This window comes from Ramlibacter sp. PS4R-6, from assembly GCF_037572775.1.
Classification (GTDB): domain Bacteria; phylum Pseudomonadota; class Gammaproteobacteria; order Burkholderiales; family Burkholderiaceae_C; genus Ramlibacter.
Genome location: NZ_JBBHKA010000001.1, coordinates 624708 through 639381 on the forward strand (window position 1 = coordinate 624708; position 14674 = coordinate 639381).

Sequence of the window (14674 nt, forward strand, 5' to 3'; positions counted from 1 at the left end):
TTCAACGGCGCGAGATCGCCTCGCGCCACGATGAGGCTGGGCACTTGTGCCTCCACCTCATTACCATTGCCCCCCATGCAGCAGCTGCTGATGATCGAAGACGATGCCCGCCTCGCGCAGATGGTGGGCGAATACCTGGAGCGTTCCGGCTTCGGCGTGACGCACGCGCTCGACGCGAAGGCCGGCATGGCCGTCCTGCAGGACCCGCCCGCCGGCGCGATGCCCGACCTGCTGGTGCTGGACCTGATGCTGCCCGACATCGACGGCCTCGAGGTGTGCCGGCGCGTGCGCGCCATGCCGGGGCCCGCGGGCCAGGTGCCCATCCTCATGCTCACCGCCAAGGGCGACCCCATGGACCGCATCGTCGGCCTGGAGCTGGGCGCCGACGACTACCTGCCCAAGCCCTTCGAGCCGCGCGAGCTGCTGGCGCGCATCCGCGCCATCCTGCGCCGCCGCGCCGAGGGCGCGCAGCCGCAGCCGAAGGTGATGCGCTTCGGCTCGCTCGAGATCGACCGCGACGCGCGCACGGTCACCGTCGCGGGCAAGGCGGCTGAACTCACGTCGTACCAGTTCGACCTGCTGATCACGCTGGCCGAGCGCGCGGGCCGCGTGCTCACGCGCGACCAGATCATGGAAGCCGTGCGCGGGCGCGAGCTCGAAGCCTTCGACCGCTCCATCGACGTGCACATGGGCCGCATCCGCGCCGCCATCGAAGCCGACGCCAAGAATCCCAAGCGCATCCTCACCGTGCGCGGCGTCGGCTACGTGTTCGCGAAGCAGCAGGACTGATGACGGCCTGGGGCGCCCGCTGGCGCTTTCCCCTGTACCTGCGCATCTGGCTCGCGGTGATCGTGGCCGTGGCGCTGCTGTCCATCGCATCGGGCTGGCTGTTCCGCCTGACGAACGAACAGCGCGAGCCGCCCGAGCGCGAGCTGATCATCCGCAACGACAAGGGCGAAATCATCGCGCAGGACCGCACGCGGCCGCAGCGCGACCCGGTGCGCGGCCTCGAGTTCCTGGTGGACATGAAGGACGGCAGCAAGCTCACCGTGCAACTGCCGCCGCGCCCCCGCCGCCCCGGCGAAGGCCCCCCCGGTGGCGGCGGCTGGCTGCGCGGGCCCATGGGCTTCTTCTGGATGCTGGGCGTGGTGGCGCTCGCGGTGGCGATCGGCTCGTATCCGATCATCCGGCGCCTCACGCGGCGCGTCGAAGAACTGCGGCTGGGCGTGGAGCGCTGGGGCGAGGGCGATTTGTCTACGCGCATCCGCGACGAGGGTTCCGATGAACTGGCTTTCCTGGCGCAGCGCTTCAACCACGCGGCCGAACGCGTGGAGACGCTGCTGAAGGCGCACAAGTCGCTGCTGGCGAACGCGTCGCACGAATTGCGCTCGCCGCTCACGCGCATCCGCATGGGCATGGAGCTGATGGGCCCGGCGGCCTCGCCGGATTTCCACGAGGAGATTCGCCGCAACATCGCCGAGCTCGACCAGCTCATCGACGAGATCCTGCTGGCGAGCCGGCTCGACGCCAAGGAAACCGAGATGGGCACGATCGAGCCCGTGGACCTCACGGGCCTAGTAGCCGAGGAATGCGCGCGCGCCGGCGCCGAACTCGTGCCGAGTGCCGACGGGCGCAGCATGGTCGTTGACGGCGTCGCCAAGCTGCTGCGCCGCGCCGTGCGCAACCTGCTGGAGAACGCGCGCCGCTACAGCAGCGGCGAGGTGACGGTGGAACTGCGTGCCAACGGCAACTTCGCCGAGCTGCGCGTCAACGACCGCGGCCCGGGCGTGCCGCCGTCCGAGCGCGAGCGCATCTTCGAGCCGTTCTACCGCCTGCCCGGCGCCAGCGAGCGCCACGGCGGCGTGGGCCTGGGGTTGTCGCTGGTGCGCTCGATCGCGCTGCGCCACCACGGCAGCGTCACGTGCGAAGACGCGCCCGGCGGCGGCGCGTCCTTCGTGCTGCGCGTGCCCTGTCACCAGATGTAATGCGCTGTAAAAGTTTGGCGCAACGGTGGAAGCGCGTGCGGAAATTCACCAAGATCATCACCGGATTGCGACTTACTGCGCACGAACTCATGCATTCGAGGGATGCACGGCGCGACGAAGCGAATTAGAGTTCCCGCAACGCTGTCACGCGAACAGGTTTCCAGTCTCCCAACGACGTCCTTCCAAGGACTTGATACAGCCACCGCAAGGTGGCTGTTTTTTTTCTTGCGCGGGAAAACTAGATCAGCGCGGCTTCGATCTCGGCGAAGGACTTCGCCTCCGAAGGCAGCGTCAGCGGCATCCCGAGCTGGCGCGCCATCTGCGTGAGCGAGAAGATGCCGCGCACTTCGCGCCGGCCGTCGGCGCCGGTCTGCACGACGAGCGCGTGGTGGCGCCGGGCGTGCTGCAGGCTGGCGACCACCTGGCCCACGCGCGCCGATTGCACGGCGTGCATGTCGAAGGCCTCCAGCCGCTCGGCCGGCGTCATCACGTCGGCCACGAGGATGTCGCTGTGGTGGATGCGCCGCTCCTGCGCGACGGCCACGGGCTTTTCGCCGAGCACGTCGTTGGTGGTGATGATGCCCGCGATGTTCTGCCGGTGGTCGACCACCAGCAGCATGCGCACGCCGCGCTGGATCATGTGCGCGTGGGCCTGGTCCATGGTGTCCTGCGGCGAACAGGTGGCGGCCGCGACGCGCTTCAGGTCGGTCATCACGAGCATCGCGGACGAATCGAGCGTCACGTCCGTTCGCCCCTGCTCGGGACGGCATACGGGGATGGCTCCCGTCTTCAGGACGGGCAATGCGCTATAGGCCATGGCAGGACCTCCTTCGCTATGGGAGCGATGATCCGCCGATTGGTTCCGCCGCGCAACGGTGCGTGCGCGCGGCTGACCGAGCCCTGACCCGCGCTACTGCGGCAAGGCGTCCAGCGGCTGCGCGGCCGCGCCCGCCTGCGCCGGCGTGCGGGCCACGTTCATCACCCAGCACACCATCGCGAAGTAGCCGATGAGCGCAGCGAGTTCGACCACGCCCTGCTCGCCGAAGCAGGCCAGCGCATCCGCATAGGCCGCGTCGCTGGTGCCGTGCGTGGCCAGCAGTTCGCGGGTGAAGTCCAGCGCAGCTTCCTCGTCGCGCGGCAACTGCTTCGGCCGCGCGCCCGCATGCAGGGCATCCAGCGTCGCCTGCGCCACGCCCGCCTTGAGCGCCAGCGGCGCGTGCATCAGCCACTCGAACTGGTTCGATGTGTGGCGCGCCACGGCGCAGGTGGCGAGCTCGCGGATGCGCGCGTCGAGCACGCTCTCGAAGCGCAGGTACTCGCCCATCTTCGCCACGCGCTCCAGCAGCTGCGGGCTGCGCAAGAGCGGCAGGAACGGGCCGTACACGCCCTTGCGCGGGCCGTCGATGAGCGCCTGCGCCGCGGCGCGCTGCGCATCGTTCATCGCGCTCGCGGCGGGCATGGGCAGGCGCTGCGCGGCGGCGCGGGCGAATCCTTGGGGGGTGGCTTCAGCGGGCATGGGAGACCTCCGGATGGGTAAGGGTTCGGGAACGGTCGGCGCGCCACAGCCAGGCGGCGGACAGGAACAGGCTGGCCGCGGCGAGCTGCAGCGCGACGTCGAGGCCGTGCTGCGCGAACCCGGGCACGTGCAGCAGCAGCGACGAAGCGATGGGGCCGGCGATCTGGCCGAGCGCGAACGAGGCGGTCATGCGCGCCACCAGCGGCGTCGCGTCCCCGTGCGCGCGTGCGCGCACTTCCTGCACGCCGGCCAGCGTGACGATCATGAAGGTGCCGCCGACGCACAGCGCCGACAGCGCGATGGTGAAGCCATTGAGCCACACGCTGGGCAGCAGTGTCCCGACGCCCATCACGACGTTGGAGACGGCCCAGACCTGCAGGCGGCTGGCATGGCGCAGCACCCAGGCCGCGACGAAGGTCGACGCCGCCGCCGTGATGCCGAACACCGGCCAGGCCAGGCCGAAGATGCGCGGGTCCTGCACCAGCGAGCGCGCCATCACCGGCAGGAAGGTCGCGGGCAGGATGTAGCCGAAGCCGAGCGCGCCGTAGCACACGACCAGCGCGCGGATGTTCTCGCCGCCCGCGGCGCGCGCGGGTGGCGCGGGCATCGCGCCGGCGGCTGCACCGTTCAGGCGGTGCAGCACCACCGCGATCGGCACCAGCAGCACGAGCACGATCGCACCGAGCTGCAGCCACAACATGTCGGCGCTGGCATGCCATGCGGACCCAGCGACGCAATACACGCCCGCTGCGGCGATGCCGAAGCCCACGCCCGAGTACACCGCGCCCGCGAGGTCGCCGCGGCTCGCGCGCGCCAGCGCCCCGAGGCACCAGATCGCCGTGGCGACGAAAGCCCAGGCGCTCGCGACACCGGCCGCGAAGCGCAGCACGCCCCACAGCCATGGCGCCAGCGGCAGCGCCATCGCGGCCGTGAGCAGCGCCGTCAGCGCGAGCGCGGTGACCGCCAGCCGCACGGCGCTCCAGCGCAGGCGCGACGCGGTGAGGGCGCCCGCGAGGTAGCCGGCGTAGTTCGCCGCGGCGATCCACCCGCCCACCGCGACGTCGAGCCGGCCCTCCGCGATCATCAGCGGCATGAGCGGCGTGAAGGCGAAGCGCCCGATGCCCATGGCGGCCGCGAGCGACAGGATGCCCGCGAAGACGACGGCGCTGGGCGGGACCGGGTGCTTTGCCATGGCGACCGATTAGACCGAGAATGCAAACCACGCACAAATGAATAATCGAGAAGGATCGTTCTTGCCATGAGAACCATCGACCTGGACACGCTGGAGATCTTCCGCACCGTCGTGCAGGAAGGCGGCGTCATCCGCGCCGCCGCCAAGCTCAACCGCGTGCAGTCGAACGTGACCACGCGCATCAAGCAGCTGGAGGAGCGCCTGGGCAAGCGGCTGTTCCGCAAGCAGGGCCGCTCGCTCGCGCTGTCGCCCGAGGGCGAGCTGCTGCTGTCGTACGCGCAGCGCCTGTTCCGCATCGCCGACGAGGCCGAGCACGAGCTGATGAGCGGCAAGCCCATGGGCGTGTTCCGCATCGGCTCGCTGGAGAGCACCGCCGGCAGCCGCTTGGCGCCCATGCTCTCGAAATTCCACAAGCTGTACCCGGGCGTGGTGGTCGAGCTCGTCACGGGCACGACCGGCGCGCTCATCGAGCGCGTGGGCCGCTTCGAGATCGAGGGCGCGTTCGTGTCGGAGCCGTTCACGGCGCCGGGGCTGGAGGCGATGAAGGTCTTCGACGAGGAGCTGGTGCTGATCACCTCGCGTGACATGCCGCCGGTGACGCGCGCGAGCCAGCTCGCCGGGCACACGCTGATCGCCTTCGTGAACGGCTGCTCCTACCGCAAGCGCATGGAGGAATGGCTGGGCGCGTCGGCCCTGATGCCGGCGCGCACGCTGGAGTTCGCGTCCTACCAGGCCATGATCGCCTGCGTCGCCGCCGGCACCGGCTACGCGCTGGTGCCGAAGTCGCTGCTGGCGTCGCTGCGATCCGGCGGCGAAGTCAAGCAGCACGAGCTGCCGGCGCGCATCCGCCGCAACCACACGCACCTGGTGTGGCATGGCGCGGCCTCCTCGGCGCTGGAGAAGCTGCAGGCGCTACTGAAGCAGTGAGCGCACGCGCTCGGGAGTGATGTCGTAGAGGCAGCGCGTGTGCCCCAGCGGGCAGTCGCGCTGGAAGCACGGCGCGCAATCCAGCGGCGGCTGGTAGGCCGCGTCGTCGCGCAGCCAGACCACGGTGGCGTGATCATTCAGCGGCGGCGTGTGCTCGGGCGAGGACGAGCCGAACAGCGCGACCTGGGGCACGCCGAAGGCCGCTGCGACGTGCATCAAGCCGGAGTCGTTGGAGATCATGGCCTTCGCCGATGCGATCAGCGCGAACGCATCGGGCAACGAAGTCTTCCCCGCGAGGTTGATGCAGCGCCCGCCCCCCGCCTCCTGCGCGATTTCTTCGCACAGTTCCCGCTCCTTGCCGGAACCCAGCAAGACGACGGGCAGCGGGAGTGTCTTCGCGAGTTCGGCGTAGTGGATCGCCGGCCAGCGCTTGGCGGGGCCGAACTCGGCACCCGGGGCGAAGACGTAAAAACCGCCACTTGGCAGGTGGGCCCTCTCGAGCGCTGCAGAGATTTCTTCCTTGGGAAGCTGCAGCTGCGGCCGATCGCCCTCCACGCCGGCTTCGCCCGCGAGCGCCGAATAGAACGCCACCATCGGCGGCTTGCCCTTGGGATTCTTCAGGCGGTGCGTGAGCAGCCCCACGCGCGCTTCACCGAGGTAGCCCACGCGCTTGGGAATGCTCGCGAGGAACGGCAGCAGTGCGCTCTTCAGCGAATTCGGCAGCACGTAGGCCGCGTCGAACTTGCCTTCGGCTTCCTTGGCGATGCGCCGGCGCTCGCGCAGTTGCAGGCCGCCGTGCTGGAACGGGAACTCGATGACCTCGCCGACCTGCGGCATCGCGCGGTACACCGGCGCCACCCAGGGCACGGCGCCGACCGTGAGCCGCTCGCCGCGCGCCGCGAGGCGGCGCATCAGCGGCTCGGTCATCACCGCATCGCCGATCCATTGCGGGGCAATGACCAGCGAGCGCGTCATGGCCCGCGCCTCAGTGGGCGCCGCCCCAGTGTTCCCCGGCCTTGAGCTTGTAGACCGTGCCGCAGTAGGCGCACTTGGCCTCGCCCGTACGCGCCACGTCCAGGTAGATGCGCGGGTGGTTGTTCCAGATCTTCATGCCCGCGACGGGGCTGGGGCAGAACACGCCGCCGTTGGCGTTGAGGTCCTTCGCCATGAGCTCGACGACGGCGTCCTTGCGTACGGTGTTGTCCATCGCGTTCAGACCTTGGTGAGCCAGTGGGCGTACTTGGCGTTGCGGCCGTTGACGATGTCGAAGAAGCCCGACTGGATCTTCTCCGTGATGGGCCCGCGCGAGCCCGCGCCGATCTGCACGCGGTCGAGTTCGCGGATGGGCGTGACCTCCGCGGCCGTGCCGGTGAAAAACGCCTCGTCGCTGATGTAGACCTCGTCGCGCGTGATGCGCTTCTGCACGATGTCCAGGCCCAGGTCCTTGGCGATGTGGAACACGGTGTTGCGCGTGATGCCGTTGAGCGCGCCGGCCGAAAGATCCGGCGTGTAGATCACGCCGTCCTTGATGAGGAAGATGTTCTCGCCCGCGCCTTCGGAGACGAAGCCGGTGGAATCGAGCAGCAGCGCCTCGTCGTAGCCGTCGTCCAGCGCTTCCATGTTGGCGAGGATGGAGTTGCTGTAGTTGCTCACCGCCTTGGCCTGCGTCATCGTGATGTTGACGTGGTGGCGCGTGTAGCTGGAGGTCTTCACGCGGATGCCGCGCTTGAGGCCCTCTTCGCCCAGGTAGGCGCCCCAGGCCCAGGCCGCGACCATCAGGTGGATCTGGTTGCCCTTGGGGCTGACGCCCAGCTTCTGCGAGCCGATCCACGTGAGCGGGCGGATGTAGCAGCTCTCCAGCTTGTTGGCGCGCACCACCGCCTTCTGCGCCTCGTTCACCTGCTCCTTCGTGAAGGGCAATTGCATGCGCAGGATCTTGGCGCTGTTGAAGAGGCGGTCGGTGTGTTCCTGCAGGCGGAAGATGGCCGTGCCGTTGACGGTGTTGTAGGCCCGCACGCCTTCGAAAGCGCCGCAGCCGTAATGCAAGGTGTGCGTGAGGACGTGGATCTTGGCATTGCGCCAATCCACCATCTCGCCATCCATCCAGATCTTGCCGTCGCGGTCGGCCATGGACGGTAGTGCGCTCATGGGAAATCCAATCGAGGTTCTGTGGGAACCGGGGATTTTACGGCGCGGGAGCGGCCGGCGCGTCTTCCTCCGCGGGCGGGCGGTACAGGTCCCACTTGACGAGGCGGCCATTGGCGAAATCGCAGGTGACGTGCGAGCCCGTCCCGTCGGTCCAGCGGAAGACCTCGGGCTGCTGGCCCTGCGGCGACAGCGGCTCGCCCAGCGAGTTCGTCAGCGCCATCACGTGCAGCATGTTCACGCCCGGCTTGAGCTTGGCGTTGAGCATCACGGCGCTGCCGACGTAGCCCTTGGGACGGTTGGCGGCTTTTTGCAGCACGGCCATCATGCGGTTGAAGTGCAGCAGCAGGTACATCACCATGGCGCCGACGGCCAGCGCGACGCCGCCCCAGCCCGCGATGCGCCAGCCGATGGCGACGAGCACCGCGCCCAGGATGGGCAGAACGATCTTCTGGAAGTCCATGGGCGCGATTGTGCGATGGCGCGCAACGCGCCCGCACTGTGGCTAGTGCTTATGCCTCACAGGCCCCGGACGACCTCGAGCGCTTCCTCGATGCGGTCCACCGCATGGATGGTGAGTCCCTCGATGTCCTTCGAGCCCTTCCGCGGCGCATTGGCCTTGGGCACGATGGCCACCGAAAAGCCGAGCTTGGCGGCTTCGCGCAGGCGCTCCTGGCCGCGCGGCGCGGGCCGCACCTCGCCCGCCAGCCCGACCTCGCCAAAGGCGATGAAGCCGCGCGGCAGCGGCCGGCCGCGCAGGCTGGACGTGATGGCCAGCATCACCGCGAGGTCCGCCGCCGGCTCGCTGATGCGCACGCCGCCCACGGCGTTGACGAACACGTCCTGGTCCATGCACGCCACGCCCGCGTGCCGGTGCAGCACGGCCAGCAGCATGGCCAGCCGGTCGCGGTCCAGGCCCACCGAGAGGCGGCGCGGGCTCGGCCCGCCGCTGTCCACCAGCGCCTGGATTTCCACCAGCATCGGGCGCGTGCCTTCCAACGTGACCAGCACGCAACTGCCCGGCACGGGCTCGTCGTGCTGCGACAGGAAGATGGCGCTGGGATTGGCGACACCTTTCAGGCCCTTCTCGGTCATCGCGAACACGCCGATCTCGTTGACGGCGCCGAAGCGGTTCTTGATCGCGCGCACCAGGCGGAAGCTCGAATGCGTGTCGCCCTCGAAGTACAGCACCGTGTCGACCATGTGCTCGAGCACGCGCGGGCCGGCGAGCGCCCCTTCCTTGGTGACGTGGCCCACCAGCACGACGGCCGTGCCGCCAGCCTTGGCGGCGCGCGTGAGGTGCGCCGCGCACTCGCGCACCTGCGCCACCGAACCGGGCGCCGAAGTGAGCTGGTCGGAATACACCGTCTGGATCGAGTCGATGACGGCGATGGCGGGTTGCGTCGCCGCGATGGTCGCGAGGATCTTCTCGAGCTGGATTTCCGCCAGCACCCGGACCTGCGAGTTGTCCAGGCCCAGGCGCCGCGAGCGCAGCGCCACCTGCGCCGCGCTCTCCTCGCCGGTGACGTAGAGCGTGGGGACGTTCGCCCGCTGGAGGTTGTCCAGCGCCTGCAGCAACAGCGTGGACTTGCCGATGCCCGGGTCGCCGCCGATCAGCACCACGCCGCCTTCGACGATGCCGCCGCCGAGCACGCGGTCGAGTTCACCGATGCCGGTGGGCGTGCGCTCGACCTCGCTGGCCTCGATCTCGGAGAGCACCGCTACCTCGGATGGCTTGGCCAGCGACGCGAAGCGGTTGCGCCCGGGCGAGGCCTGCTCGGGCACCGTCTCGATCAAGGTGTTCCAGGCCTCGCAGTGGGGGCACTTGCCCAGCCACTTGGCGCTGGTGCCGCCGCACTCGGTGCAGGAATAGGTTGTCTTGTCTTTCGCCACGCGCCAGTTTATGGCTTCGCCGCTGACCACGGCTTGTCAGGGGCGTCCTTGCGCATCGCTTCGCGCCAGCGCATGGCATCGTGCACGCGGAAGCGCGTGCTCGGGTGGTCGAAAAACAGGAATTCCTCGATCGGGCCCGGGTCGGGCTTGCGGTATTCGGTGAGCTTCAGGTCCACCTCGGCTTCGGCGATCGGCTCCTGCGCCAGGTTCAGCGCGAAGCGGTCGGCCTCGATCTCCTGCACGCGGATGAGCGTGTTGGTCACGGGCGTGGCGACGAAGAAGAAGACGGAGACCACCGCCGCCAGCAGCGGCAGCGCGGCGACGTCGCCCTCGCCTTTCAGGCCCCAGCCTTCGCCCCAGCGCCGCAGGGCCGCGCGCGTGCCCCATTGCGTGAACGCGAAGCCGACCATGAAGAGGAACGCCAGCATCACGAGGAACTTGTACTGGTGGTTCATGACGTAGTGCCCGAGCTCGTGGCCCATGACGGAGCGGATCTCGCCCAGCGACGACTTGCGCAGCAGGTTGTCGTTCAGGCGGATCTGCGCGTTGCCGAAGCCGCCGGAGACATTGGCGCTCACGCGCGTGGTCTGGCGCGACGCGTCGACCTCGTAGATGTCGTTGGCCGGAACGCCGTTGGCGTGCGCCATCGCCAGCACGGAGGCCTTGATCACGGGGTCGGTGACGGGCTTGTAGGTGTTGAAGAGCGGCTCGATCCACACCGGCGCGACCACCATCGCCAGCACCTGGAAGGCCAGCACGAGGCCGGTCGCCGCCAGCCACCAGCGGTCGGCCAACTTGCGGATGAAGGCGAAGAGCGGCGGCACGAGGATGGCCGACACGACGATCCCGATCGCCAGGGCAATCAATTGCTCGCCGAACCACGCGCCGAATCCCTGCGTGGCCATGCCGTACTGGTGTTCGCGGATGAAGTTCTGGTAGATGGCCAGCGGCGCGCTCAGCACCCAGGCCGCCAGCCAGTAACCCATCGCGAAGATGGCGTCGGCGAGGAACGGCCGCCTGGCCTTGCGGTAGGCCCAGTCGCGAAAACGCGCCGAACGGCCGCCGGCCAACAGCACCCATGTGATGGCCAGGCCCAGCACCAGGTTCCACAGCAGCAGCCAGTAGCCGCCCTCGAAGTAGTTGTTGGCGCGCTCGACCGTCTCCTTCGGCAGGCGGTCCATGAAGGCCTGCGTCGCCGCCTCGGCATCGCGCGGCAGCGCCGCGCGCCACGCGTCGTCGATGGGCTTGATGACGAACTGCTTGTTGTCCGGCGCCGCCGGCGCGTTGTCCGCCGCGTGCACCGTGCACGCGAATGCGAGCAGCAGCGCGAACGCCGCTGCGATGAGCTTCTTCATGGGATGCCCCTTTCTCCTGGGGCGCGACTTTAGACGATGCCGCGGTACGAGCCGCCATCCAGCTGGATGTTTTGCCCGCAGATGAAAGACGCCTGCTCCGAGCACAGGTAGGCGCACATGTCGGCGAACTCCTCGGGCCGGCCGAAACGTTTGGCGGCGATGGTGTCGGTGAGCTTCTGCCGCGCGGCCTCCACCGGGATGCCATCCAGCTTGGCCTGCCGCTCGATCAGGTACTGCTGGCGCGGCGAGTCGATGCGCTCGGGCAGCAGGTTGTTGATCGTCACGTTGTCGACCACCGCCTCGGTGGAGATGGCCTTGCTCAGGGCCGTGAGCGCGGTGCGGGCGGCCGTCGACAGGCCCTGGTGGGCGCGCGGCGACTTCACCATGGCCGACGTGATGTTCACGATGCGGCCAAACCGGCGCTGGCGCATGCCGGGCAGCAACGCGCGGATCAGGAGCGCGGCCGGCAGGAAGTTCTGCTCGAACACCGCGATGTAGGCGTCGTGGTCCCAGTCCTCGAACTTGCCCGGTGTGGGCCCGGCGTTGTTGGTCACCAGGATGTCGGCGTCGGGGCAGGCGGCGACGAGCGCCGCGCGGCCGGCGTCGGTCGTGATGTCCGCGGCCACCGGCACCACCTCGCCGCCGGTTTCCGCCGCGATCTCCTGCGCGGTGGCAGCGAGCTTGGCGGCGTCGCGGCCGTTGATGAACACCTTCACGCCTTCGCGCGCCAGCGAGGTGGCGCAGGCGCGGCCCAGCCCCTGCGAGGAGGCGCAGACGATGGCCTTGCGGCCGGCGATGTGCAGGTCCATGTGGAAATCTCCAGCTTTGCGGCGCCGCCGCCAATCATTTAATATATTAACTAATCCGGCGCGCCATGGCTACCACCGCATTCAAGCACCGCAACCTTCCGCGCCTGCTGCTGCAGGCGCGGGAGGCGGTCATGACCAACACGCGTCCCAGCCTGCGCGTGCACGGCCTGTCGGACCAGCAGTGGCGCGTGCTGCGCGTGCTGGGCGAGCACGGCACGGTGGAAACCGGCCGGGTCGCCCGCGAGGCCTTCATCCTCGGCCCCAGCCTGACCGGCGTGCTCACGCGCATGGAGCGCGACGGGCTCATCCGGCGCGAGCGCGACCCGGCGGACCAGCGCCGCACCGTGGTCCAGGCCACCGCCAAGGGCAAGCGCCTGGTCGACAAGCTCTCCCACACCGTCGAGGCGCACTACGCCTGGATGGAAAAGTCGCTGGGCAAGGCGCGCCTGGCCCAGCTGTACGACCTCCTGGACCGGGTGATTGCGCTGGAAGGCGCTTCGCCCGACGATTGAACGCCCACATGCGCATCGACCACCTCATCAACGGCAAGCCCGTCACCGGCCACGACTATTTCGAAACGGTGAACCCCGCCACGCAGGACGTGCTGGCGGAAGTCGCCTCGGGCGGCGAGGCGGAAGTCAACGCCGCCGTGCTGGCCGCCAAAGACGCCTTCCCCAAATGGGCCGGCCTGCCGGCGCCCCAACGCGCCAGGCTGATGCGCCGCCTGGGCGACCTGATCGCCGCCAACGTGCCGCAGCTGGCGCAGACGGAAACCGACGACACCGGCCAACCGATCGCGCAGACCGGCAAGCAGCTGATCCCGCGCGCCGCCGACAACTTCAATTACTTCGCCGAGATGTGCGTGCGCGTGGACGGGCACACCTACCCGACCGACACGCACCTGAACTACACACTCTTCCACCCGGTGGGCGTCTGCGCCTTGGTCTCGCCGTGGAACGTGCCTTTCATGACGGCGACGTGGAAGGTCGCGCCCTGCCTCGCGTTCGGCAACACGGCCGTGCTGAAGATGAGCGAGCTGTCGCCGATGACCGCGGCTCGGCTGGGCGAGCTGGCGCTGGAAGCCGGCATCCCGCCCGGCGTGCTGAACATCGTGCACGGTTTCGGCAAGCAGGCGGGCGAGCCGCTGGTGCGCCATCCCGATGTCCGCGCGATCTCCTTCACGGGTTCGACCGCCACCGGCAACCGCATCGTCAAGGAAGCGGGCCTGAAGAAGTTTTCGATGGAACTGGGTGGCAAGTCGCCCTTCGTCGTCTTCGACGACGCGAACCTCGAGCGCGCGCTCGATGCCGCCGTGTTCATGATCTTCTCGAACAACGGCGAGCGCTGCACCGCGGGCTCGCGCATCCTGGTGCAGAAGTCCGTCTACGCCGACTTCGCGCAGAAGTTCGTGGCGCGCGCCAAGAAGCTCGCCATCGGCGACCCGCTGGACGAGAGCACCATCCTCGGGCCGATGGTGTCGCAGGGGCACCTGGCGAAGGTGCGCAGCTACATCGAACTGGGCCCCAAGGAAGGTGCGACGCTCCTGTGCGGCGGGCTCGATGCGCCGCTGGTGCCCGACCGCGTGAAGAAGGGCAACTACGTGATGCCCACGGTGTTCGCCGATGTCGACAACGCCATGAAGATCGCGCAGGACGAGATCTTCGGGCCGGTGGCCTGCCTGATCCCCTTCGAGGATGAAGCGGACGCGATCTGCATCGCCAACGACATTCCCTACGGCTTGTCGAGCTATGTGTTCACGGAGAACGCGGGGCGTGCATTGCGCGTGGCGGCGGCGATCGAGGCCGGCATGTGCTTCGTCAACAGCCAGAACGTGCGCGACCTGCGCCAGCCCTTCGGCGGCACCAAGGCATCGGGCGTGGGGCGCGAAGGCGGCACCTGGAGCTACGAGGTGTTCCTGGAGCCGAAGAACGTGGCGGTGTCGCTGGGTTCGCACCACATCCCGCATTGGGGGGCATGACATGGGAACACTTGCACTCGCCGCCAAGATCACGCACGTGCCGTCGATGTACCTGTCGGAGTTCCCCGGCCCGAACTTTGGCTGCCGCGAGGCGGCGATCAGCGGCCACAAGGAGATCGACCGTCGCTGCCGCGCGCTCGGCGTGGACACCATCGTGGTGTTCGACGTGCACTGGCAGGTGAACAGCGAATACCACATCAACTGCGCGCCGAAGTTCGAGGGCGTGTACACCAGCAACGAGCTGCCGCACTTCATCAAGAACATGCCGTACGCCTACCCGGGCAACCCGGCGCTGGGCCATGCGATCGCCGCCAAGGCCAACGCGATGGGCGTGAAGAGCCGCGCGCACTCGGACACCACGCTGGACCTGGAGTACGGCACGCTGGTGCCCATGCGCTACATGAACGCCGACCAGCACTACAAGGTGGTGAGCATCAGCGGGTGGTGCGACTGGCACGACCTGCAGGAAAGCGGCCGCTTCGGCCTGGCGGTGCGGCACGCCATCGAGCAGGACTACGACGGCACGGTGGCGATCTTCGCGAGCGGCTCGCTGTCGCACCACTTCGCCGACAACGGCCGCGCGCCGGAGTTCATGCACAAGGTGTACGACCCCTTCCTCGAACAAGTCGACCACCGCGTCGTCGAGCTGTGGAAGCAGGGCGACTTCAAGACCTTCGTCGGCATGCTGCCGATGTACGCCGACAAGTGCTGGGGCGAAGGCGACATGCACGACACGGCGATGCTGCTCGGCGCACTGGGCTGGGACAAGTACGCCTCGCCCGTCGAAGTCGTCACGCCCTACTTCGGCAGCTCGGGCACGGGGCAGATCAATGCGATCTTTCCCGTCACGAAATTGGAATCTGACCCCAATTAG

The 14674-nt window shown here is 68.7% G+C and carries 16 protein-coding genes; 6 read left to right on the plus strand and 10 right to left on the minus strand.

What is annotated here, in order from left to right:
- Positions 1 to 75: 75 nt before the first annotated feature.
- The gene (locus WG903_RS03090; RefSeq protein ID WP_340072738.1) at positions 76 to 789 is read left to right on the plus strand and encodes a response regulator transcription factor; all 714 of its coding nucleotides are present in this window, start codon (positions 76 to 78) and stop codon (positions 787 to 789) included.
- Complete coding sequence (locus tag WG903_RS03095; RefSeq protein WP_340072739.1) at positions 789 to 1985, plus strand: sensor histidine kinase; 1197 nt, start codon at positions 789 to 791, stop codon at positions 1983 to 1985. Before WG903_RS03090 ends, WG903_RS03095 begins: the two co-directional genes overlap by 1 nt.
- A gap of 238 nt (positions 1986 to 2223) precedes the next feature.
- Here WG903_RS03095 and WG903_RS03100 read toward each other — a convergent pair whose 3' ends face one another.
- The 3 genes from WG903_RS03100 to WG903_RS03110 form a co-directional block, all read right to left on the minus strand.
- On the minus strand, positions 2224 to 2802 hold the full coding sequence (locus WG903_RS03100; RefSeq protein WP_340072740.1) for a CBS domain-containing protein: 579 nt from the start codon (positions 2800 to 2802) through the stop codon (positions 2224 to 2226).
- Between the two features lie 93 nt (positions 2803 to 2895).
- Positions 2896 to 3501, minus strand: coding sequence for a carboxymuconolactone decarboxylase family protein (locus WG903_RS03105; protein WP_340072741.1), 606 nt, complete (start codon positions 3499 to 3501; stop codon positions 2896 to 2898).
- Entirely contained in the window at positions 3491 to 4693 is a 1203-nt protein-coding gene (locus WG903_RS03110) for a YbfB/YjiJ family MFS transporter (protein ID WP_340072742.1), read from the minus strand. The genes WG903_RS03105 and WG903_RS03110 overlap by 11 nt, the downstream gene beginning before the upstream one ends.
- A gap of 66 nt (positions 4694 to 4759) precedes the next feature.
- Here WG903_RS03110 and WG903_RS03115 point away from each other — a divergent pair, with 66 nt between their 5' ends.
- Positions 4760 to 5620 carry a LysR family transcriptional regulator gene (locus WG903_RS03115; RefSeq protein WP_340072744.1) on the plus strand — a complete coding sequence of 287 codons (861 nt, stop codon included), beginning with the start codon at positions 4760 to 4762 and terminating at the stop codon, positions 5618 to 5620.
- Here WG903_RS03115 and waaF read toward each other — a convergent pair.
- The 7 genes from waaF to WG903_RS03150 are packed head-to-tail and all read right to left on the minus strand — an operon-like array spanning position 5606 to position 11822.
- Positions 5606 to 6595 carry a lipopolysaccharide heptosyltransferase II gene (waaF, locus tag WG903_RS03120; RefSeq protein ID WP_340072745.1) on the minus strand — a complete coding sequence of 330 codons (990 nt, stop codon included), beginning with the start codon at positions 6593 to 6595 and terminating at the stop codon, positions 5606 to 5608. The two genes, WG903_RS03115 and waaF, sit on opposite strands and share 15 nt — an antisense overlap.
- Positions 6596 to 6605: 10 nt before the next feature.
- Entirely contained in the window at positions 6606 to 6827 is a 222-nt protein-coding gene (locus WG903_RS03125; RefSeq protein WP_340072746.1) for a zinc-finger domain-containing protein, read from the minus strand.
- A gap of 5 nt (positions 6828 to 6832) precedes the next feature.
- The gene (locus WG903_RS03130) at positions 6833 to 7768 is read right to left on the minus strand and encodes a branched-chain amino acid transaminase (RefSeq protein WP_340072747.1); all 936 of its coding nucleotides are present in this window, start codon (positions 7766 to 7768) and stop codon (positions 6833 to 6835) included.
- Between the two features lie 37 nt (positions 7769 to 7805).
- Positions 7806 to 8228, minus strand: coding sequence for a glycerate kinase (locus WG903_RS03135; RefSeq protein WP_340072748.1), 423 nt, complete (start codon positions 8226 to 8228; stop codon positions 7806 to 7808).
- Between the two features lie 56 nt (positions 8229 to 8284).
- Positions 8285 to 9658 carry a DNA repair protein RadA gene (radA, locus tag WG903_RS03140; protein ID WP_340072749.1) on the minus strand — a complete coding sequence of 458 codons (1374 nt, stop codon included), beginning with the start codon at positions 9656 to 9658 and terminating at the stop codon, positions 8285 to 8287.
- 8 nt (positions 9659 to 9666) lie between these two features.
- Entirely contained in the window at positions 9667 to 11013 is a 1347-nt protein-coding gene (locus WG903_RS03145; protein WP_340072750.1) for a M48 family metallopeptidase, read from the minus strand.
- A 29-nt stretch (positions 11014 to 11042) separates the two neighbouring features.
- Entirely contained in the window at positions 11043 to 11822 is a 780-nt protein-coding gene (locus WG903_RS03150) for an SDR family oxidoreductase (protein WP_340072751.1), read from the minus strand.
- A gap of 65 nt (positions 11823 to 11887) precedes the next feature.
- On the opposite strand from WG903_RS03150, the gene hpaR reads away from it, so the two are divergent.
- The 3 genes from hpaR to hpaD are packed head-to-tail and all read left to right on the plus strand — an operon-like array spanning position 11888 to position 14674.
- On the plus strand, positions 11888 to 12334 hold the full coding sequence (hpaR, locus tag WG903_RS03155; RefSeq protein WP_340072752.1) for a homoprotocatechuate degradation operon regulator HpaR: 447 nt from the start codon (positions 11888 to 11890) through the stop codon (positions 12332 to 12334).
- 8 nt (positions 12335 to 12342) lie between these two features.
- On the plus strand, positions 12343 to 13800 hold the full coding sequence (gene hpaE, locus WG903_RS03160) for a 5-carboxymethyl-2-hydroxymuconate semialdehyde dehydrogenase (protein ID WP_340072753.1): 1458 nt from the start codon (positions 12343 to 12345) through the stop codon (positions 13798 to 13800).
- A gap of 1 nt (position 13801) precedes the next feature.
- Complete coding sequence (gene hpaD / locus WG903_RS03165) at positions 13802 to 14674, plus strand: 3,4-dihydroxyphenylacetate 2,3-dioxygenase (protein ID WP_340072754.1); 873 nt, start codon at positions 13802 to 13804, stop codon at positions 14672 to 14674.